Genomic DNA, 15,226 nt, shown 5'->3' on the forward strand with positions numbered 1-15,226 from the left:
GGGGGGGGTCGGTGGAGCGGGTGGATCTGGCTCTGCCGGTGGCGGTGCGGCCGGTATGGGCGGCACCGGCGCCGTGGTCCTGGGCGCAGGCGTCGGAGGTGCCGGCGGAATCGGCGGCGCGGTGGATCCGGCCGGGCCAGGGGGTGCAGGCGGTGGCGGCGGTACCGGCGCGGCGATCCTGGGCCTGGGCGTCGGAGGTGCCGGCGGTGCGGGCGGATTCAGCAACAACGGTGTGGGTGGTGTGGGCGGTGCTGGCGGCCAGGGCGCCAATGTCGCGGGCCTTGCTGTCGGCGGCACCGGGGGCGCGGGAGGCGGCAGCGTTGGGCAGAGCGGTAACGGCGGTGATGGCGGCGACGCCGGCGGCCTGTTTACTGTTGGCTTCGGCGGAAACGGCGGCAACGCCGGATTCGGCAGTGGCGCTGCCGACGGTGGCGCGGGCGGCAACGTCGGGGCATTCACCCAGGGCTCCTTTGCCCAGACCTTCTTCGGCAACGGCGGTGACGGCGGCAACGGTGTCAACGGCGGCGCGAGCGGCGCCGGCGGCAGCGGCGGGCTGATTCTCGGCAAGCCCGGCCAGAACGGATCGTCATAGTTCCGTAGCGCTCCGCGCGGGCGCGGCTCTACGCGGTGACCGGGTGCCTCTCGATAGGGTGTCAGGGCCGATCATGGCGATCCCTGACCATCTGCGCTCGGACGGAGGTGCTGCCCGTGGCGGAGTCGACGCCCGCTGGGCTGCGCCCGCACGTCGTCGCCGGCGTTGCGCTGTCCACGCTGGCCGCGCAGATCGGCGCGCCACCGCCCCCCGGACCCGATGTGACGGTGACGGGCGTGACGCTGCGCGGCCAGGACGTCCAGCCCGGCGACCTGTTCGCCGCGCTGCCGGGATCGACCACGCACGGCGCCCGGCATGCCGGCGACGCTATCGGGCGCGGAGCGGTCGCGGTGCTCACCGATGCCGACGGGGTCACCGAGATGGGTCCGCACGCGGCGGCAGTGCCGGTCCTGGTTCACCCGGCACCGCGCAGCGTGCTCGGAGGACTGGCCGCGACCGTGTACGGCCGCCCGTCGGACCGGGTCACCGTCATCGGAATCACCGGCACCTCCGGCAAGACCACCACGACATACCTGGTCGAAGCGGGTCTGCGGGCCGCCGGACGGGTGGCGGGCCTGGTCGGCACCATCGGCATCCGCATCGACGGCGCGGACATCCCCAGCGCGCTCACGACGCCGGAGGCCCCGGCGTTGCAGGCACTGTTCGCCGCCATGGCCGAACGCGGCGTCGACACCGTCGTGATGGAGGTGTCCAGCCATGCGCTGGCACTGGGGCGGGTGGATGGGACCGAGTTCGCCGTCGGCGGTTTCACCAATCTTTCGCGCGACCACCTCGACTTCCACCCGACCATGGCCGACTACTTCGAGGCCAAGGCGCTGTTGTTCGACCCCACCTCGGCGTTGCGTGCCCGCCGGGTCGTGGTGTGCGTCGACGACGAGGCCGGTCGTGCGATGGCGGGGCGGGCGGGTGATGCGATCACCGTCAGTGTCACCGGGGAGCCCGCACACTGGCGCGCCCGCGACGTCACGCCCTGCGGTCCGGCCGGCCAGGAATTCACCGCCGTCGATCCCTCCGGCGCCGAGCTCCGCATCGGCATCAATCTACCGGGCCACTACAACATCGCGAATTGCCTTGTGGCGCTGGCACTTCTGGATGCGGTCGGGGTTTCGCCGGCGCAGGCCGCACCGGGTCTGCGGGAAACCCGGGTCCCGGGGCGGCTCGAGCAGATCGACCGGGGACAGGACTTCCTCGCGCTGGTCGACTACGCACACAAACCGGGTGCGTTGCGCGCGGTGCTGACCACCCTGGTGCGGCCGGACCGTCGCTTGGCGGTGGTCTTCGGCGCCGGTGGCGACCGGGACCCGGGCAAGCGGGCGCCGATGGGTGCGGTGGCCGCCGAACTCGCCGACCTCGTCGTCGTCACCGACGACAATCCCCGCAGTGAAGATCCGGCCGCCATCCGCCGCGAAATCCTCGCGGGCGCAAAAGAAGCCCGTTCACAAGCGGAGCTGGCCGAGATCGCCGACCGGCGCGAGGCGATCCGTTACGCCGTCGGCTGGGCCCGCCCCGGAGACGTGGTGCTGGTCGCCGGCAAAGGCCACGAGACCGGCCAGCGCAGCGCCGACGAGGTGCGCCCGTTCGACGACCGGGTGGAACTCGCGGCGGCTCTCGAGGCCCAGGGAGGCCGGCCGTGATCGACCTGACCGTGGCCCAGATCGCCGACATCGTCGGCGGCACCCTGACCGACATCAGCCCGGAAGTGGCCGCGACCACCCGCGTCACCGGGACGGTGGAATTCGACTCCCGCGCCGTCGGCCCGGGCGGCCTGTTCCTGGCCCTGCCCGGTGCCCGCTCCGACGGGCACGACCACGCCGCATCCGCCGTGGCCGCCGGCGCCGTGGCGGTGCTGGCCGCCCGGCCGGTCGGCGTACCCGCGATCGTCGTACGGCCGGAGACCGCCGTCGACGATCGGGCCTCCGTACTCGAGCACGACGCCGACGGCTCGGGCGCGGCCGTGCTGGCGGCGCTGGCCAGGCTGGCCGCCGCGGTGGCCGCCGAGTTGACGGCCGGTGGCCTGAGGATCATCGGGATCACCGGCTCGTCGGGCAAGACGTCGACCAAGGACCTGGTGGCCGCGGTGCTGCGGCCGTTGGGTGAGGTGGTCGCACCACCGGGCTCGTTCAACAACGAACTGGGTCATCCCTGGACGGTGTTGCGGGCAACGCGGGACACCGATTTCCTGATTCTGGAGATGTCGGCCCGCCACCCCGGCAATATCGCCGCGCTGGCCGATATCGCGACCCCGTCGATCGGCGTGGTGCTCAATGTCGGCACCGCGCATCTGGGCGAGTTCGGCTCCCGGGAGATCATCGCCCAGACCAAATCCGAGCTGCCGCAATCAGTTCCGTCATCCGGTGTGGTCATCCTGAACGCGGACGACCCGCTGGTGGTGGCGATGGCCGACGTGACCGCGGCCCGGGTCGTCCGGGTGAGTCGCGACGGCGGCTCCAAGACCGCGGACGTGTGGGCCGGGCCGGTGACACTCGACGAGCTGGCCAGGCCCCAGTTCACGTTGCACGCGGGCGCCGAACAGGCCGAGGTTCGGCTCGGCGTCTACGGCGAGCACCAGGTCAGCAACGCGCTGTGCGCGGCCGCGGTCGCACTGGAGTGCGGCGCGAGCGTGGAACAGATCGCGGCAGCGCTCGCCGCGGCCGGCCCGGTGTCGCGCCATCGCATGCAGGTGAGCACCCGTGCCGACGGCGTGACCGTCATCGACGACGCCTACAACGCCAACCCCGAGTCGATGCGGGCGGGTCTGCAGGCGCTGGCCTGGATCGCCCACGGTGAGACTCATCCGCGACGCAGCTGGGCGGTGCTGGGTGAGATGGCCGAACTCGGCGAGGATGCAATAACCGAGCACGACCGCATCGGCCGGCTCGCGGTGCGATTAGATGTGTCTCGACTCGTTGTCGTGGGAACCGGGAGGTCGATGAGCGCCATGCACCAGGGTGCGGTGATGGAGGGCTCGTGGGGGGAGGAAGCCGTCATGGTGGATGACGCCGACGACGCTCTGGCCCTGCTGCGCGCCGAGCTGCAGCCTGGAGACGTGGTGCTGGTCAAGGCGTCCAACTCGGTCGGGCTCGGGGCGCTGGCCGACGCACTGACCGCCGAGGGCGCACGCCCGTGAGACAGATCCTGATCGCCGTCGCCATCGCGGTGACCGTGTCCATCCTGCTTACTCCGGCGCTGATCCGGCTGTTCACCCGGCAGGGGTTCGGTCACCAGATCCGCGAGGACGGCCCACCCAGCCACCAGACCAAGCGGGGTACGCCCTCGATGGGCGGGGTGGCGATTCTGGCCGGCATCTGGGCCGGCTATCTCGGCACGCACTTGTTCGGGCTGGCCTTCGACGGTGAAGGGATCTCGGCGTCGGGCCTGTGTGTGCTGGGCCTGGCCACCGCACTGGGCGGCGTCGGTTTCATCGACGACCTGATCAAGATCCGCCGGTCGCGCAACCTGGGCCTGAATAAGACGGCCAAGACGGTCGGGCAGATCACCGCCGCCGTGCTGTTCGCCGTGCTGGTGCTGCAGTTCCGCAACAACGCCGGCCTGACGCCGGGCAGCGCGGATCTGTCCTACGTGCGCGAGATCGCCACGGTCACCTTTGCCCCCGGGCTGTTCGTGTTGTTCTGCGTGATAGTGGTCAGTGCCTGGTCGAACGCGGTGAACTTCACCGACGGGCTGGACGGCCTGGCCGCCGGTTGCATGGCGATGGTCACCGGCGCCTACGTGCTGATCACCTTCTGGCAGTACCGCAACGCCTGCGTCACCGCGCCCGGCCTGGGCTGCTACAACGTGCGCGATCCGCTGGACCTGGCGCTGATCGCGGCCGCCACCGCGGGCGCTTGCATCGGTTTTCTGTGGTGGAATGCCGCGCCGGCCAAGATCTTCATGGGCGACACCGGGTCGCTGGCTCTGGGCGGCATCATCGCCGGGTTGTCGGTGACCAGCCGCACCGAGATTCTCGCCGTCGTGCTGGGGGCGCTGTTCGTCGCCGAAGTCACCTCGGTCGTGCTGCAGATCCTCGCCTTCCGGACCACCGGGCGCCGGGTGTTCCGGATGGCGCCCTTCCACCACCATTTCGAGCTGGGCGGCTGGGCGGAAACCACGGTGATCATCCGGTTCTGGCTGCTCACCGCGATCAGCTGCGGCCTGGGCGTCGCCCTGTTCTACGGCGAGTGGCTGTCCACGATCGGTGCCTGACGTGCTGGATCCCCTGGCGCCGGGTGCGCCCGTCCTGATCGCCGGCGCCCGGGTGACCGGCCGCGCGGTGCTGGCCACGCTGACCCGGTTCGGGGCCGTGCCCACGCTGTGCGACGACGACCCGGCGATGCTGGCCCCGCACGCCGCGGCGGGCGTCGCGACCGCCGACCCCGCGACCGCCATTGAGCAGATCGACCGGTACGCGCTGGTGGTCACCAGCCCCGGATTCCAGCCGAGCACCCCGGTGCTGGCGGCGGCCGCCGCGGCCGGGGTGCCTATCTGGGGTGATGTGGAGTTGGCCTGGCGCCTGGATGCGGCCGGCAATTTCGGGCCGCCACGGCGGTGGCTGGTGGTGACCGGCACCAATGGCAAGACGACCACCACCTCGATGCTGCACGACATGCTGACCGCCGGGGGACTGCGCAGCAAATTGTGCGGGAACATCGGCGACCCGGTGCTCGACGTGCTGGACCAGCCGTCGGACGTGCTGGCCGTCGAGCTGTCCAGCTTCCAGCTGTACTGGGCGCCCTCGCTGCGGCCGGAGGCGGGCGTGGTGCTCAACATCGCCGAAGACCACCTGGACTGGCACCACACCATGGCCGACTACACCGCCGCCAAGGCCCGGGTGCTGACCGGCCGGGTCGCCGTCGTCGGACTGGACGACAGCCGGGCGGCGGCGCTGCGCGACAGCGCCCCGGCAGCAGTCCGGGTGGGCTTCCGGCTCGGTGAACCCGCGCCCGGCGAGCTCGGCGTGCGTGACGGGCAGCTGGTCGACCGTGCCTTCGCCGAGGATCTGCCGCTGCTGCCGGTCACCTCGATTCCGGTGCCGGGCCCGGTGGGAGTGCTCAACACGCTGGCAGCCGCCGCCCTGGCGCGCGCGGTCGACGTGACACCCGAGGCGATCGCCGCCGCCATCGCGGGATTCCGGCTGGGCCGGCACCGCTGTGAAGTGGTGACGGTCGCCGACGGCATCACCTACGTCGACGACTCGAAAGCCACCAACCCGCACGCCGCCCAGGCGTCGGTGCTGGCCTATCCCCGGGTCGTGTGGCTGGCCGGTGGTCTGCTCAAGGGCGCGTCTCTGGACGCCGAACTGGCCCGTATCGCGTCCCACCTGGTCGGGGCGGTCCTTTTCGGGCGGGATCGCGCCGAGGTTGCCGAGGCGTTATCACGACACGCGCCCGATGTCCCCGTCGTACAGGTTGTTACAGGCGAGGATGTTGAGATGCATGCGACTGGTGTGGTTTCTGTTGCTGATGTGACACAAGTTAATAACGAGGATATCGGCGCCCGCGTGATGGCCGCGGCCGTATCCGCGGCCCGTGACCTGGCGAAACCCGGAGACACGGTGCTGCTGGCGCCGGCCGGCGCATCGTTCGACCAGTTCACCGGCTACGCCGCACGCGGCGACGCCTTCGCGGCCGCCGTTCGCGCCGCGGTCCGGTAGGCGGTGTGGGTATCGCAGTGACCCGGCTCTTCCGCCGGGACAAGGGGGAGACGTCGGCCGCCGCAGAGGTGACGGACGAGGCCGACCAGGCTGACGCTGCCGTCCCCGGCGAGAAGACCGCCAAGGCCGAGGCGGGCGGGCCACGCACCGCATTCGGTGCCTGGCTGGGTCGGCCCATGACATCGTTCCACCTCATCGTCGCCGTCACCGCGCTGCTGACGTCGCTGGGCCTGATCATGGTGCTGTCCGCGTCCGGCGTGCACTCCTACGACAACGACGGCTCGGCCTGGACGATCTTCGCCAAGCAGGTGCTGTGGACGGTCGTCGGGCTTGTCGCCTGCTATGCCGGGTTGCGGATGTCGGTGCGTTTCATCCGGCGCATCGCGTTCACCAGTTACGCGATCACCATCATCCTGCTGGTCCTGGTGCTCATTCCGGGTATCGGCAACCTGGCCAACGGGTCCCGCAAATGGTTCGTCATCGCGGGTTTCTCCATGCAGCCGTCCGAGCTGGCCAAGATCGCGTTCGCGATCTGGGGTGCCCACCTGCTGGCGGCCCGGCGCCTGGAGCGGGCTTCGCTGCGCGAAATGCTGATTCCCCTGGTGCCGGCCGCGCTCATCGCGCTGGGGCTGATCGTGGCCCAGCCCGACCTCGGCCAGACGGTCTCGCTCGGCATCATCCTGCTGGGCCTGCTGTGGTACGCCGGCCTGCCGCTACGGGTGTTCGTCAGCTCGCTCGGCGCGGTGTTCGCCGCCGGCGCGGTGCTGGCGATGTCCGCCGGCTACCGCTCCGACCGGGTGCGGTCGTGGCTGGATCCCGAAGACGACCCGATGGACACCGGCTATCAGGCCCGGCAGGCCAAGTACGCGCTGGCCCACGGCGGCATCTTCGGCGACGGCCTGGGGCAGGGTGTGGCCAAGTGGAACTACCTGCCCAACGCCCACAACGACTTCATCTTCGCCATCATCGGCGAGGAGCTGGGCCTCATCGGAGCGGTGGGCCTGCTGGGGTTGTTCGGACTGTTCGCCTACACGGGCATGCGCATCGCGCGCCGGTCCGCCGACCCGTTCCTGCGGCTGCTCACCGCTACCACGACGCTTTGGGTGCTCGGCCAGGCATTCATCAACATCGGCTATGTGATCGGCCTGCTGCCCGTCACCGGTCTGCAGCTGCCACTGATTTCGGCTGGCGGAACATCCACGGCGGCAACGCTTTTCATGATCGGAATCATGGCGAACGCGGCCCGGCACGAACCCGAGGCGGTGGCCGCGCTGCGCGCCGGGCGCGATGACAAGGTGAACCGGCTGCTGCGGCTGCCGCTGCCGGAGCCCTACGTGCCCAGCCGGATCGAGTCGTTCCGGGACAGGAAGCGGCCGCAGCAGGCACCCAAGGCGCCGGCCGCCCGCCGCGCCGCCGGACCGCCGCAGAAGTCGCAGCCGCGCACCAGTCGGCGGTCTGCGGGAAGCGGCCACGGGCGGGACAGGCATCATAGATCTGGCCAGCAGTACGCCGGCCGTCGCCAGACACGGCGCGTAGGTGCATTGGAAGGTCAGCGTTACGGGTGAACGACAAGGTCACGGAGTCGGCCGGCGGGCGAGGGGACAGTCCCCTGCCCGCCGGTGGTGCGTTCTCGGTCGTGCTGGCCGGCGGCGGGACCGCCGGCCATGTGGAGCCCGCGATGGCCGTGGCCGACGCGCTGACCGCCCTGGACCCCGGGATCAGGATCACCGCGCTGGGCACGGCGCGCGGCCTGGAGACCCGGCTGGTACCTGAGCGCGGTTACCAGCTGGAGCTGATCACCCCGGTGCCGCTGCCCCGCAAACCCAGCGGCGACCTGGCCAGGCTGCCACCGCGGGTCTGGCGCGCCGTCCGGGAAACCCGCGCGGTGCTCGACAAGGTCGCCGCCGACGTCGTCATCGGCTTCGGCGGGTACGTCGCGCTGCCGGCCTACCTGGCTTCGCGCGGCAGGCCGGGGCGCCGCCGTATCCCGGTGGTGATCCACGAGGCCAATGCCCGCGCCGGGCTGGCCAACCGGGTGGGCGCCCGCACCGCCGACCGGATTCTGTCCGCGGTGCCCGATTCGGGGCTGCGGCGCGCCGAGGTGGTTGGCGTGCCGATCCGGGCGGCGATCACCACGCTGGACCGCGCCGGCCTGCGCGCACAGGCACGGGCCCACTTCGGCTTCGCCGACGACGCCCGCGTCCTGCTGGTGTTCGGCGGGTCCCAGGGTGCGGTGTCGCTGAACCGGGCCGTCTCCGGCGCGGCCGCCGACCTGGCCGCCGCCGGCGTGTCAGTCCTGCACGCGCACGGACCCAAGAACACCCTCGAACTCCGCACGCCGGACCCCGGTGACCCGCCGTACGTGGCGGTGCCGTATCTCGACCGGATGGACCTGGCCTACTCCGCCGCCGACATGGTGATCTGCCGCTCCGGCGCCATGACGGTGGCCGAGGTCTCGGCCGTCGGGCTGCCCGCCATCTACGTGCCGCTGCCGATCGGCAACGGTGAGCAGCGGCTCAATGCGCTGCCGGTGGTCAACGCCGGGGGCGGCATGATCGTCGCCGACGCCGCCTTGACACCGGAACTGGTGGCCCGCGAAGTGTCCGGGTTGCTCAACGACCCGCCGCGGCTGGCGGCGATGACGGCGGCGGCCACCCTGGTAGGACACCGCGACGCCGCCGAGCAGGTGGCCCGGGCGGCGCTGGACGTCGCCCGGCAGATGCGGGGAGCGCGCCGGTGACCGCCGAACAGTTGCCGCCGGAGCTGCAGCGCGTGCACATGGTCGGCATCGGTGGCGCCGGCATGTCAGGCATCGCACGCATCCTGCTGGACCGCGGCGGGATGGTGTCGGGATCCGACGCCAAGGAGTCGCGCGGCGTGCACGCCTTGAGGGCGCGCGGGGCGCTGATCCGCATCGGCCACGACGCGTCGTCGCTGGACCTGCTGCCCGGCGGGGTCACCGCCGTCATCACCACCCACGCCGCCATCCCCAAGACCAATCCGGAGCTCGTCGAGGCCCGGCGCCGGGGCATCCCGGTGGTGTTGCGGCCGGTGGTGCTGGCCAAGCTGATGGCCGGGCGCACCACCCTGATGGTCACCGGCACACACGGCAAGACGACCACGACGTCGATGCTGATCGTCGCGCTGCAGCACTGCGGACGCGACCCGTCCTTCGCGGTCGGCGGCGAACTGGGTGAGGCCGGCACCAACGCCCACCACGGCAGCGGCGACCTCTTCGTCGCCGAAGCCGACGAGAGCGACGGCACGCTGCTCGAATACACGCCCAACGTCGCGGTCGTCACCAACATCGAGTCCGACCACCTGGATTTCTACGGCAGCACCGAGGCCTATGTCGGGGTGTTCGACTCCTTCGTCGAGCGGCTGGCGCCCGGCGGAGCGCTGGTGGCGTGCACCGACGACCCGGGTGCGGCCGCGCTGGCGCGGCGCACGGCCGAACTGGGCATCCGGGTGCTGCGCTACGGGTCGGGAGACGGGTCGCTCGCCGCCCGCTTGCTGTCCTGGGAGCAACACGGCACCGAGGCCGTCGCCCATATCCAGCTGGCGGGAGAGCCTCAGCAGCGGGTGATGCGGCTGTCGGTGCCGGGACGCCACATGGCGCTCAACGCGCTGGCCGCGCTGCTCGCGGCGGTCGAGATCGGCGCGCCCGTCGACGAGGTGCTCGACGGGCTGGCCGGCTTCGAAGGAGTGCGGCGACGCTTCGAACTGGTCGGCACCGCCAATGCGGTGCGGGTGTTCGACGACTACGCCCACCACCCGACCGAGATCGGCGCCACCCTGGCGGCCGTGCGTTCCGTCGTCCAGCAGAGCGGCAGCGGCCGTTCGCTGGTCGTCTTCCAGCCCCACTTGTATTCGCGCACAAAGGCATTCGCGCAGGAATTCGGGGCAGCGCTGGATGGCGCCGACGAAGTCTTCGTGCTCGACGTCTACGGCGCGCGCGAACAACCACTGGCCGGCATCAGCGGCGCCACGGTCGCCGAACATGTCAGCGTCCCGGTGCACTACCTCCCGGACTTCTCGGCGGTGGCCGAGGAGGTGGCCGCCGCCGCGGCACCCGGCGACGTCATCGTCACCATGGGCGCCGGTGACGTGACGCTGCTGGGACCCGAGATCGTCACCGCGCTGCGGCTGCGGGCCAATCGCAGCGCGCCCGGCCGCGGGGTGCCGCAGTGAGCGAACCCGACGAAAGTCGGCCCGCCGACCTGGCGGGTGAAGGTCCCGACTCCGCCGACACCACGGTCACGGAACCGATCTCGACCGAAGAGCCGGCCCAGGAAGCCGAAGAAGAAGAGGACTTCGAGGGGCCCCGTCGGCGTGCCCGGCGGGAACGCGCCGAGCGCCGGGCCGCGCAGGCCCGGGCCACCGCGATCGAGGAGGCCCGCCGCGACGCCAAGCGGCGCGCCAAGGGGGCGGTGCTCCCCGAGCCCAAACCTGTTGCGCGCGGCGTCGTTCGGGGCTTGAAGATGCTCCTGGCGACGGTGCTGCTGGTGGTGGTGGGGGTCGGGCTCGGCCTGATCCTCTATTTCACCCCGGCGATGTCGGCCCGCAACATCGTGGTCACCGGCACCGGGGTCGTCACCCGGGAGGAGGTGCTCGACGCCGCGCAGGTGCGGGTCGGAACGCCGCTGCTGCAGATCAACACCAACCAGGTCGCCGACCGGGTCGCCGCGATCCGGCGGGTGGCCAGCGCTCGGGTGCAGCGGCAGTACCCGTCGGCGCTGCGCATCACGATCGTCGAGCGGATCCCGGTGGTGGTGAAGGACTTTCCGGACGGGCCGCACCTGTTCGACCGCGACGGCGTCGACTTCGCGACCGACCCGCCGCCGCCCGCGGTGCCCTACATCGACGTGGACAACCCGGGTCCCACCGACCCCGCCACGCTGGCCGCGTTGAAGGTGCTGAGCACGCTGCGGCCCGAGGTCGCCGGGGAGGTGGGCCGGATCGCGGCGCCCTCGGTGTCGTCGATCACCCTGACGCTGACCGACGGCCGGGTGGTGATCTGGGGGACCACTGACCGGGCGGCGGAGAAGGCCGAGAAGCTGGCGGCACTGCTGACCCAGCCCGGCCGCACCTACGACGTGTCCAGCCCGGACCTGCCGACAGTCAAATAGCTGGCCTGACGCCCTATCCCGCCGACCGTGAAGCTGGCCTCACATTCGACGGCGACCGTGAAGCCAGCGTCACACTCGGCGAAAGAGAAAAATGCGTGCCGCGCGTCGGCGCGCCTGCACGGCTAGTGCCCGTCGTACCCATACGGTTCTGGTTACGCGGAACTACTTGACATAACTCTAACTCTATGGTTGAGGTTGAGGGTTTTGCAAGGAGACACACCGCAGGCATACCCACGCATTACCGGGGAACTGAAAGCCCATCAGGGAGGAAGACGAATGATGACCCCCCCACACAACTACCTGGCCGTCATCAAGGTCGTGGGCATCGGTGGTGGCGGCGTCAACGCCGTCAACCGAATGATCGAGCAAGGCCTCAAAGGTGTGGAGTTCATCGCCATCAACACCGACGCGCAGGCGTTGCTGATGAGCGATGCCGACGTCAAGCTCGACGTCGGCCGCGACTCGACCCGGGGCCTGGGCGCCGGTGCCGACCCGGAGGTCGGCAAGAAGGCCGCCGAAGACGCCAAGGAGGAGATCGAGGAACTGCTGCGCGGCGCCGACATGGTGTTCGTCACCGCCGGGGAGGGCGGTGGCACCGGTACCGGTGGCGCGCCCGTCGTCGCCAGCATCGCCCGCAAGCTCGGCGCGCTGACCGTCGGCGTCGTCACGCGGCCCTTCTCGTTCGAGGGCAAACGGCGCAGCAACCAGGCCGAAAACGGCATCGGACAGCTGCGGGAGAGCTGCGACACCTTGATCGTGATTCCCAACGACCGCCTGCTGCAGATGGGCGACGCGGCGGTGTCGCTGATGGACGCCTTCCGCAGCGCCGACGAGGTGCTGCTCAACGGTGTCCAGGGCATCACCGACCTGATCACTACACCGGGCCTGATCAACGTCGACTTCGCCGACGTCAAGGGCATCATGTCCGGCGCCGGCACCGCCCTGATGGGCATCGGCTCGGCCCGCGGCGAGGGACGCTCGCTCAAGGCCGCGGAGATCGCGATCAACTCACCGCTGCTGGAAGCCTCGATGGAAGGCGCCCAGGGCGTGCTGATGTCGATCGCCGGGGGCAGCGACCTTGGCCTGTTCGAGATCAACGAGGCCGCCTCGCTCGTGCAGGACGCCGCCCACCAGGACGCCAACATCATCTTCGGCACCGTGATCGACGACTCGCTCGGCGACGAGGTGCGCGTCACCGTGATCGCGGCCGGCTTCGACGCCGGCCCCGGCCGCAAAGCCGTCAGCAGCAACGAAGCCGGTGGCGCCCACCGCATCGAGACAGCCAAGGCGGGCAAGCTCACCTCGACGCTGTTCGAACCGGTCGACGCGGTCAGTGTCCCGCTGCACACCAACGGGGCGACCCTGAGCATCGGTGGTGACGACGACGACGTCGATGTGCCGCCCTTCATGCGCCGCTGAGGTCTCAGTTTGCTTGCCACTGCGCGACAAACCGGCCTCGAAACATGGTGGCCCGACGTCGATGCAGCCTGACAGGCGACAACATCCAGATACTGGGGACGTGAGCGTTCGGATCCGTCGGGTCACCACGACTCGGGCGGGCGGCGTTTCGAAACCGCCGTTCGACACTTTCAACCTCGGCGACCATGTCGGTGACGACCCGGTTGCCGTGCGGGCCAACCGGTCCCGGCTGGCCAAAGCCATCGGCCTACCCGGCGACCGGGTGTTGTGGATGAACCAGGTGCACGGCACCCACGTCGAGACGGTGGCCGGTCCGCGGCGCGAAGCCCTCCATGACACCGACGGAATAGTCACGGCGACAACAGGATTGGCGTTGGCCGTGGTGACGGCGGATTGTGTGCCGGTGTTGCTCGCCGACGCGCGGGCCGGTGTCGTCGGCGCGGTGCACGCCGGCCGCGTCGGCGCGCAGCACGGCGTGGTGCTCCGCACGGTGGAGGCGATGCTGGAGTTGGGGGCGCAGATCGGCGATATCTCGGCGCTGCTGGGCCCCGCGGTCAGCGGTCGCAACTACGAGGTGCCCGAGGCGATGGCCGCCGAGGTCGAAGCCGTGTTACCCGGCAGCCGCACCACCACCCCCGCGGGTACCGCGGGCCTGGATCTGCGAGTCGGCATTGCCGGCCAGCTCCGTCGGCTGGGGGTGACCTCCATCGAGGTCGACCCGCGCTGCACCGCGGCCGACCCCGCCCTGTTCAGTCATCGGCGCGACGCGCCGACGGGTCGACTGGCGTCCCTGGTGTGGATGGAAGCACCGCGATGACCGACACGGATGCCGCCCAGGGCGAGCGCCAGTCGGAATTGACCCGCGCGTTGGCGTCGGTGCGCTCCCGGCTGGCGGCGGCCGCGGAGGCGGCCGGGCGCAACGTCGGTGAGATCGAACTGCTCCCGATCACCAAATTCTTCCCGGCCTCCGACGTGGCGATTCTGGCCCGACTCGGAGTGCGGGCCGTGGGCGAGTCGCGGGAGCAGGAGGCGTCGGCGAAGGTGGCCGAGGTGGCGCGGTTGCTGGGCGCATCAGGGGAATCCCGGCAGATGCAGTGGCACATGGTGGGCCAGATCCAACGCAAGAAGGCCAAGGCATTGGCGCGCTGGGCGCACACCGCCCACTCGGTGGACAGCGGTCAGCTGGTGACCGCGCTGGAGCGGGCGGTGGCCGGCGCCCTGGCCGAACAGCGCCGCAGCACGCCGCTGCGGGTCTACGTTCAGGTCAGTCTGGACGGCGACGTGTCGCGCGGCGGGGTCGATATCGCCGAGTCCGGCGCGCTGGATCGGATCTGCGAACAGGTGGAGGGCGCCGACAGTCTCGAATTGGTCGGTTTGATGGGTGTTCCGCCGCTGGACTGGGACCCCGAACAGGCCTTTGACCGGCTGCAATCCGAGCACTGCCGGGTGCGCCAGGCGTTCCCCAATGCGACGGGGTTATCGGCCGGCATGTCGGGCGACCTCGAGATTGCCGTCAAACATGGATCGACGTGTGTGCGTGTCGGTACCGCGCTTCTGGGTGAACGGCGGTTACGGTCACCGTGAATAGTCACTCGAGTCACACCTTCATCACAAACAACAAATATCCCAGGCTAGAAGGGGTCGCACGATGAGCACTCTCCACAAGGTCAAGGCCTACTTCGGTATGGCTCCGATGGAGGATTACGACGACGAGTATTACGACGACCGCACGCCGTCCCGGGGTTATTCGCGGCCCCGATTCGACGACGAATACGGCCGTTACGAAGGGCGCGATCGCGAATACGACGAGCCGCGCCGGGACCCGCGGGGCGACCTGCGTCCCGAGATGCCCGCCGACTATCCGCCGCCGAGCAGCTACCGCGGCGGCTACCCCGAGGAGCCGCGCTTCCAGCCGCGCGAGTTCGACCGGCCGGACATGGCCCGGCCGCGTCTGGGCTCGTGGCTGCGCGGCTCCACCCGTGGCGCTCTGGCGATGGACCCGCGCCGCATGGCGATGATGTTCGAGGACGGCCACCCGCTGTCGAAGATCACCACGCTGCGGCCCAAGGACTACAGCGAGGCACGCACCATCGGCGAGCGGTTCCGCGACGGCACCCCGGTCATCATGGACCTGGTGTCGATGGACAACGCCGACGCCAAGCGACTGGTCGACTTCGCCGCCGGCCTGGCCTTCGCGTTGCGCGGGTCGTTCGACAAGGTGGCGACCAAGGTGTTCCTGCTGTCGCCCGCCGACGTCGACGTCTCCCCGGAGGAGCGTCGCCGCATCGCCGAAACCGGTTTCTACGCTTACCAATAGGCGAAATCTCCGCTGCACAGCCCGGTAGGTCACAGGGTGGCCGACCGGGCTGAGCGCATGTCGGCCGTCCCTCGCGACAGGTATGCCGCGCTCGGGTC

12 protein-coding genes and 1 pseudogene are annotated in these 15,226 nt (G+C 70.6%); all 13 read left to right on the forward strand.

All coding sequences use genetic code 11. From position 1 onward, the window contains the following. Positions 1-592, forward strand: a pseudogene (locus AO501_RS38410) (PE family protein); the annotation flags it as partial. 83 nt (positions 593-675) lie between these two features. Beyond that, positions 676-2,247: a UDP-N-acetylmuramoyl-L-alanyl-D-glutamate--2,6-diaminopimelate ligase gene (locus AO501_RS23230; protein ID WP_156452747.1), complete on the forward strand. Its 1,572-nt coding sequence runs from the start codon at positions 676-678 to the stop codon at positions 2,245-2,247. Then, positions 2,244-3,740, forward strand: a complete 1,497-nt coding sequence (locus AO501_RS23235; RefSeq protein ID WP_055579961.1) for a UDP-N-acetylmuramoyl-tripeptide--D-alanyl-D-alanine ligase — start codon at positions 2,244-2,246, stop codon at positions 3,738-3,740. Before AO501_RS23230 ends, AO501_RS23235 begins: the two co-directional genes overlap by 4 nt. Beyond that, positions 3,737-4,816 carry a phospho-N-acetylmuramoyl-pentapeptide-transferase gene (gene mraY, locus AO501_RS23240; RefSeq protein ID WP_055579962.1) on the forward strand — a complete coding sequence of 360 codons (1,080 nt, stop codon included), beginning with the start codon at positions 3,737-3,739 and terminating at the stop codon, positions 4,814-4,816. Before AO501_RS23235 ends, mraY begins: the two co-directional genes overlap by 4 nt. Before the next feature lies 1 nt (position 4,817). Beyond that, the gene (gene murD, locus AO501_RS23245) at positions 4,818-6,263 is read left to right on the forward strand and encodes a UDP-N-acetylmuramoyl-L-alanine--D-glutamate ligase (RefSeq protein WP_055579963.1); all 1,446 of its coding nucleotides are present in this window, start codon (positions 4,818-4,820) and stop codon (positions 6,261-6,263) included. A 5-nt stretch (positions 6,264-6,268) separates the two neighbouring features. Further along, a complete protein-coding gene (gene ftsW / locus AO501_RS23250; RefSeq protein ID WP_055579964.1) occupies positions 6,269-7,828 on the forward strand; it encodes a putative lipid II flippase FtsW in 1,560 nt (519 codons plus the stop codon). Further along, on the forward strand, positions 7,825-9,003 hold the full coding sequence (gene murG / locus AO501_RS23255; RefSeq protein ID WP_055579965.1) for an undecaprenyldiphospho-muramoylpentapeptide beta-N-acetylglucosaminyltransferase: 1,179 nt from the start codon (positions 7,825-7,827) through the stop codon (positions 9,001-9,003). Before ftsW ends, murG begins: the two co-directional genes overlap by 4 nt. After that, entirely contained in the window at positions 9,000-10,454 is a 1,455-nt protein-coding gene (murC, locus tag AO501_RS23260; RefSeq protein WP_055579966.1) for a UDP-N-acetylmuramate--L-alanine ligase, read from the forward strand. The genes murG and murC overlap by 4 nt, the downstream gene beginning before the upstream one ends. After that, on the forward strand, positions 10,451-11,392 hold the full coding sequence (locus AO501_RS23265) for a cell division protein FtsQ/DivIB (protein WP_082658795.1): 942 nt from the start codon (positions 10,451-10,453) through the stop codon (positions 11,390-11,392). Before murC ends, AO501_RS23265 begins: the two co-directional genes overlap by 4 nt. Before the next feature lie 279 nt (positions 11,393-11,671). Continuing rightward, positions 11,672-12,811 carry a cell division protein FtsZ gene (gene ftsZ, locus AO501_RS23270; RefSeq protein ID WP_055579976.1) on the forward strand — a complete coding sequence of 380 codons (1,140 nt, stop codon included), beginning with the start codon at positions 11,672-11,674 and terminating at the stop codon, positions 12,809-12,811. Between the two features lie 100 nt (positions 12,812-12,911). Further along, complete coding sequence (gene pgeF, locus AO501_RS23275) at positions 12,912-13,628, forward strand: peptidoglycan editing factor PgeF (protein WP_055579967.1); 717 nt, start codon at positions 12,912-12,914, stop codon at positions 13,626-13,628. Further along, on the forward strand, positions 13,625-14,395 hold the full coding sequence (locus AO501_RS23280) for a YggS family pyridoxal phosphate-dependent enzyme (RefSeq protein WP_055579968.1): 771 nt from the start codon (positions 13,625-13,627) through the stop codon (positions 14,393-14,395). Before pgeF ends, AO501_RS23280 begins: the two co-directional genes overlap by 4 nt. A gap of 64 nt (positions 14,396-14,459) precedes the next feature. After that, positions 14,460-15,128, forward strand: coding sequence for a cell division protein SepF (locus AO501_RS23285; protein ID WP_055579969.1), 669 nt, complete (start codon positions 14,460-14,462; stop codon positions 15,126-15,128). Positions 15,129-15,226: the final 98 nt, after the last annotated feature.

This window comes from Mycobacterium gordonae, from assembly GCF_001417955.2.
Lineage (GTDB): Bacteria > Actinomycetota > Actinomycetes > Mycobacteriales > Mycobacteriaceae > Mycobacterium > Mycobacterium gordonae_B.

Bases quoted from the DNA above. Each gene is read 5' to 3' on its own strand.
- AO501_RS23280 (WP_055579968.1), top strand. From the start codon at position 13,625: ATGACCGACACGGATGCCGCCCAGGGCGAGCGCCAGTCGGAATTGACC.
- AO501_RS23285 (WP_055579969.1), top strand. From the start codon at position 14,460: ATGAGCACTCTCCACAAGGTCAAGGCCTACTTCGGTATGGCTCCGATG.
- ftsZ (WP_055579976.1), top strand. From the start codon at position 11,672: ATGACCCCCCCACACAACTACCTGGCCGTCATCAAGGTCGTGGGCATC.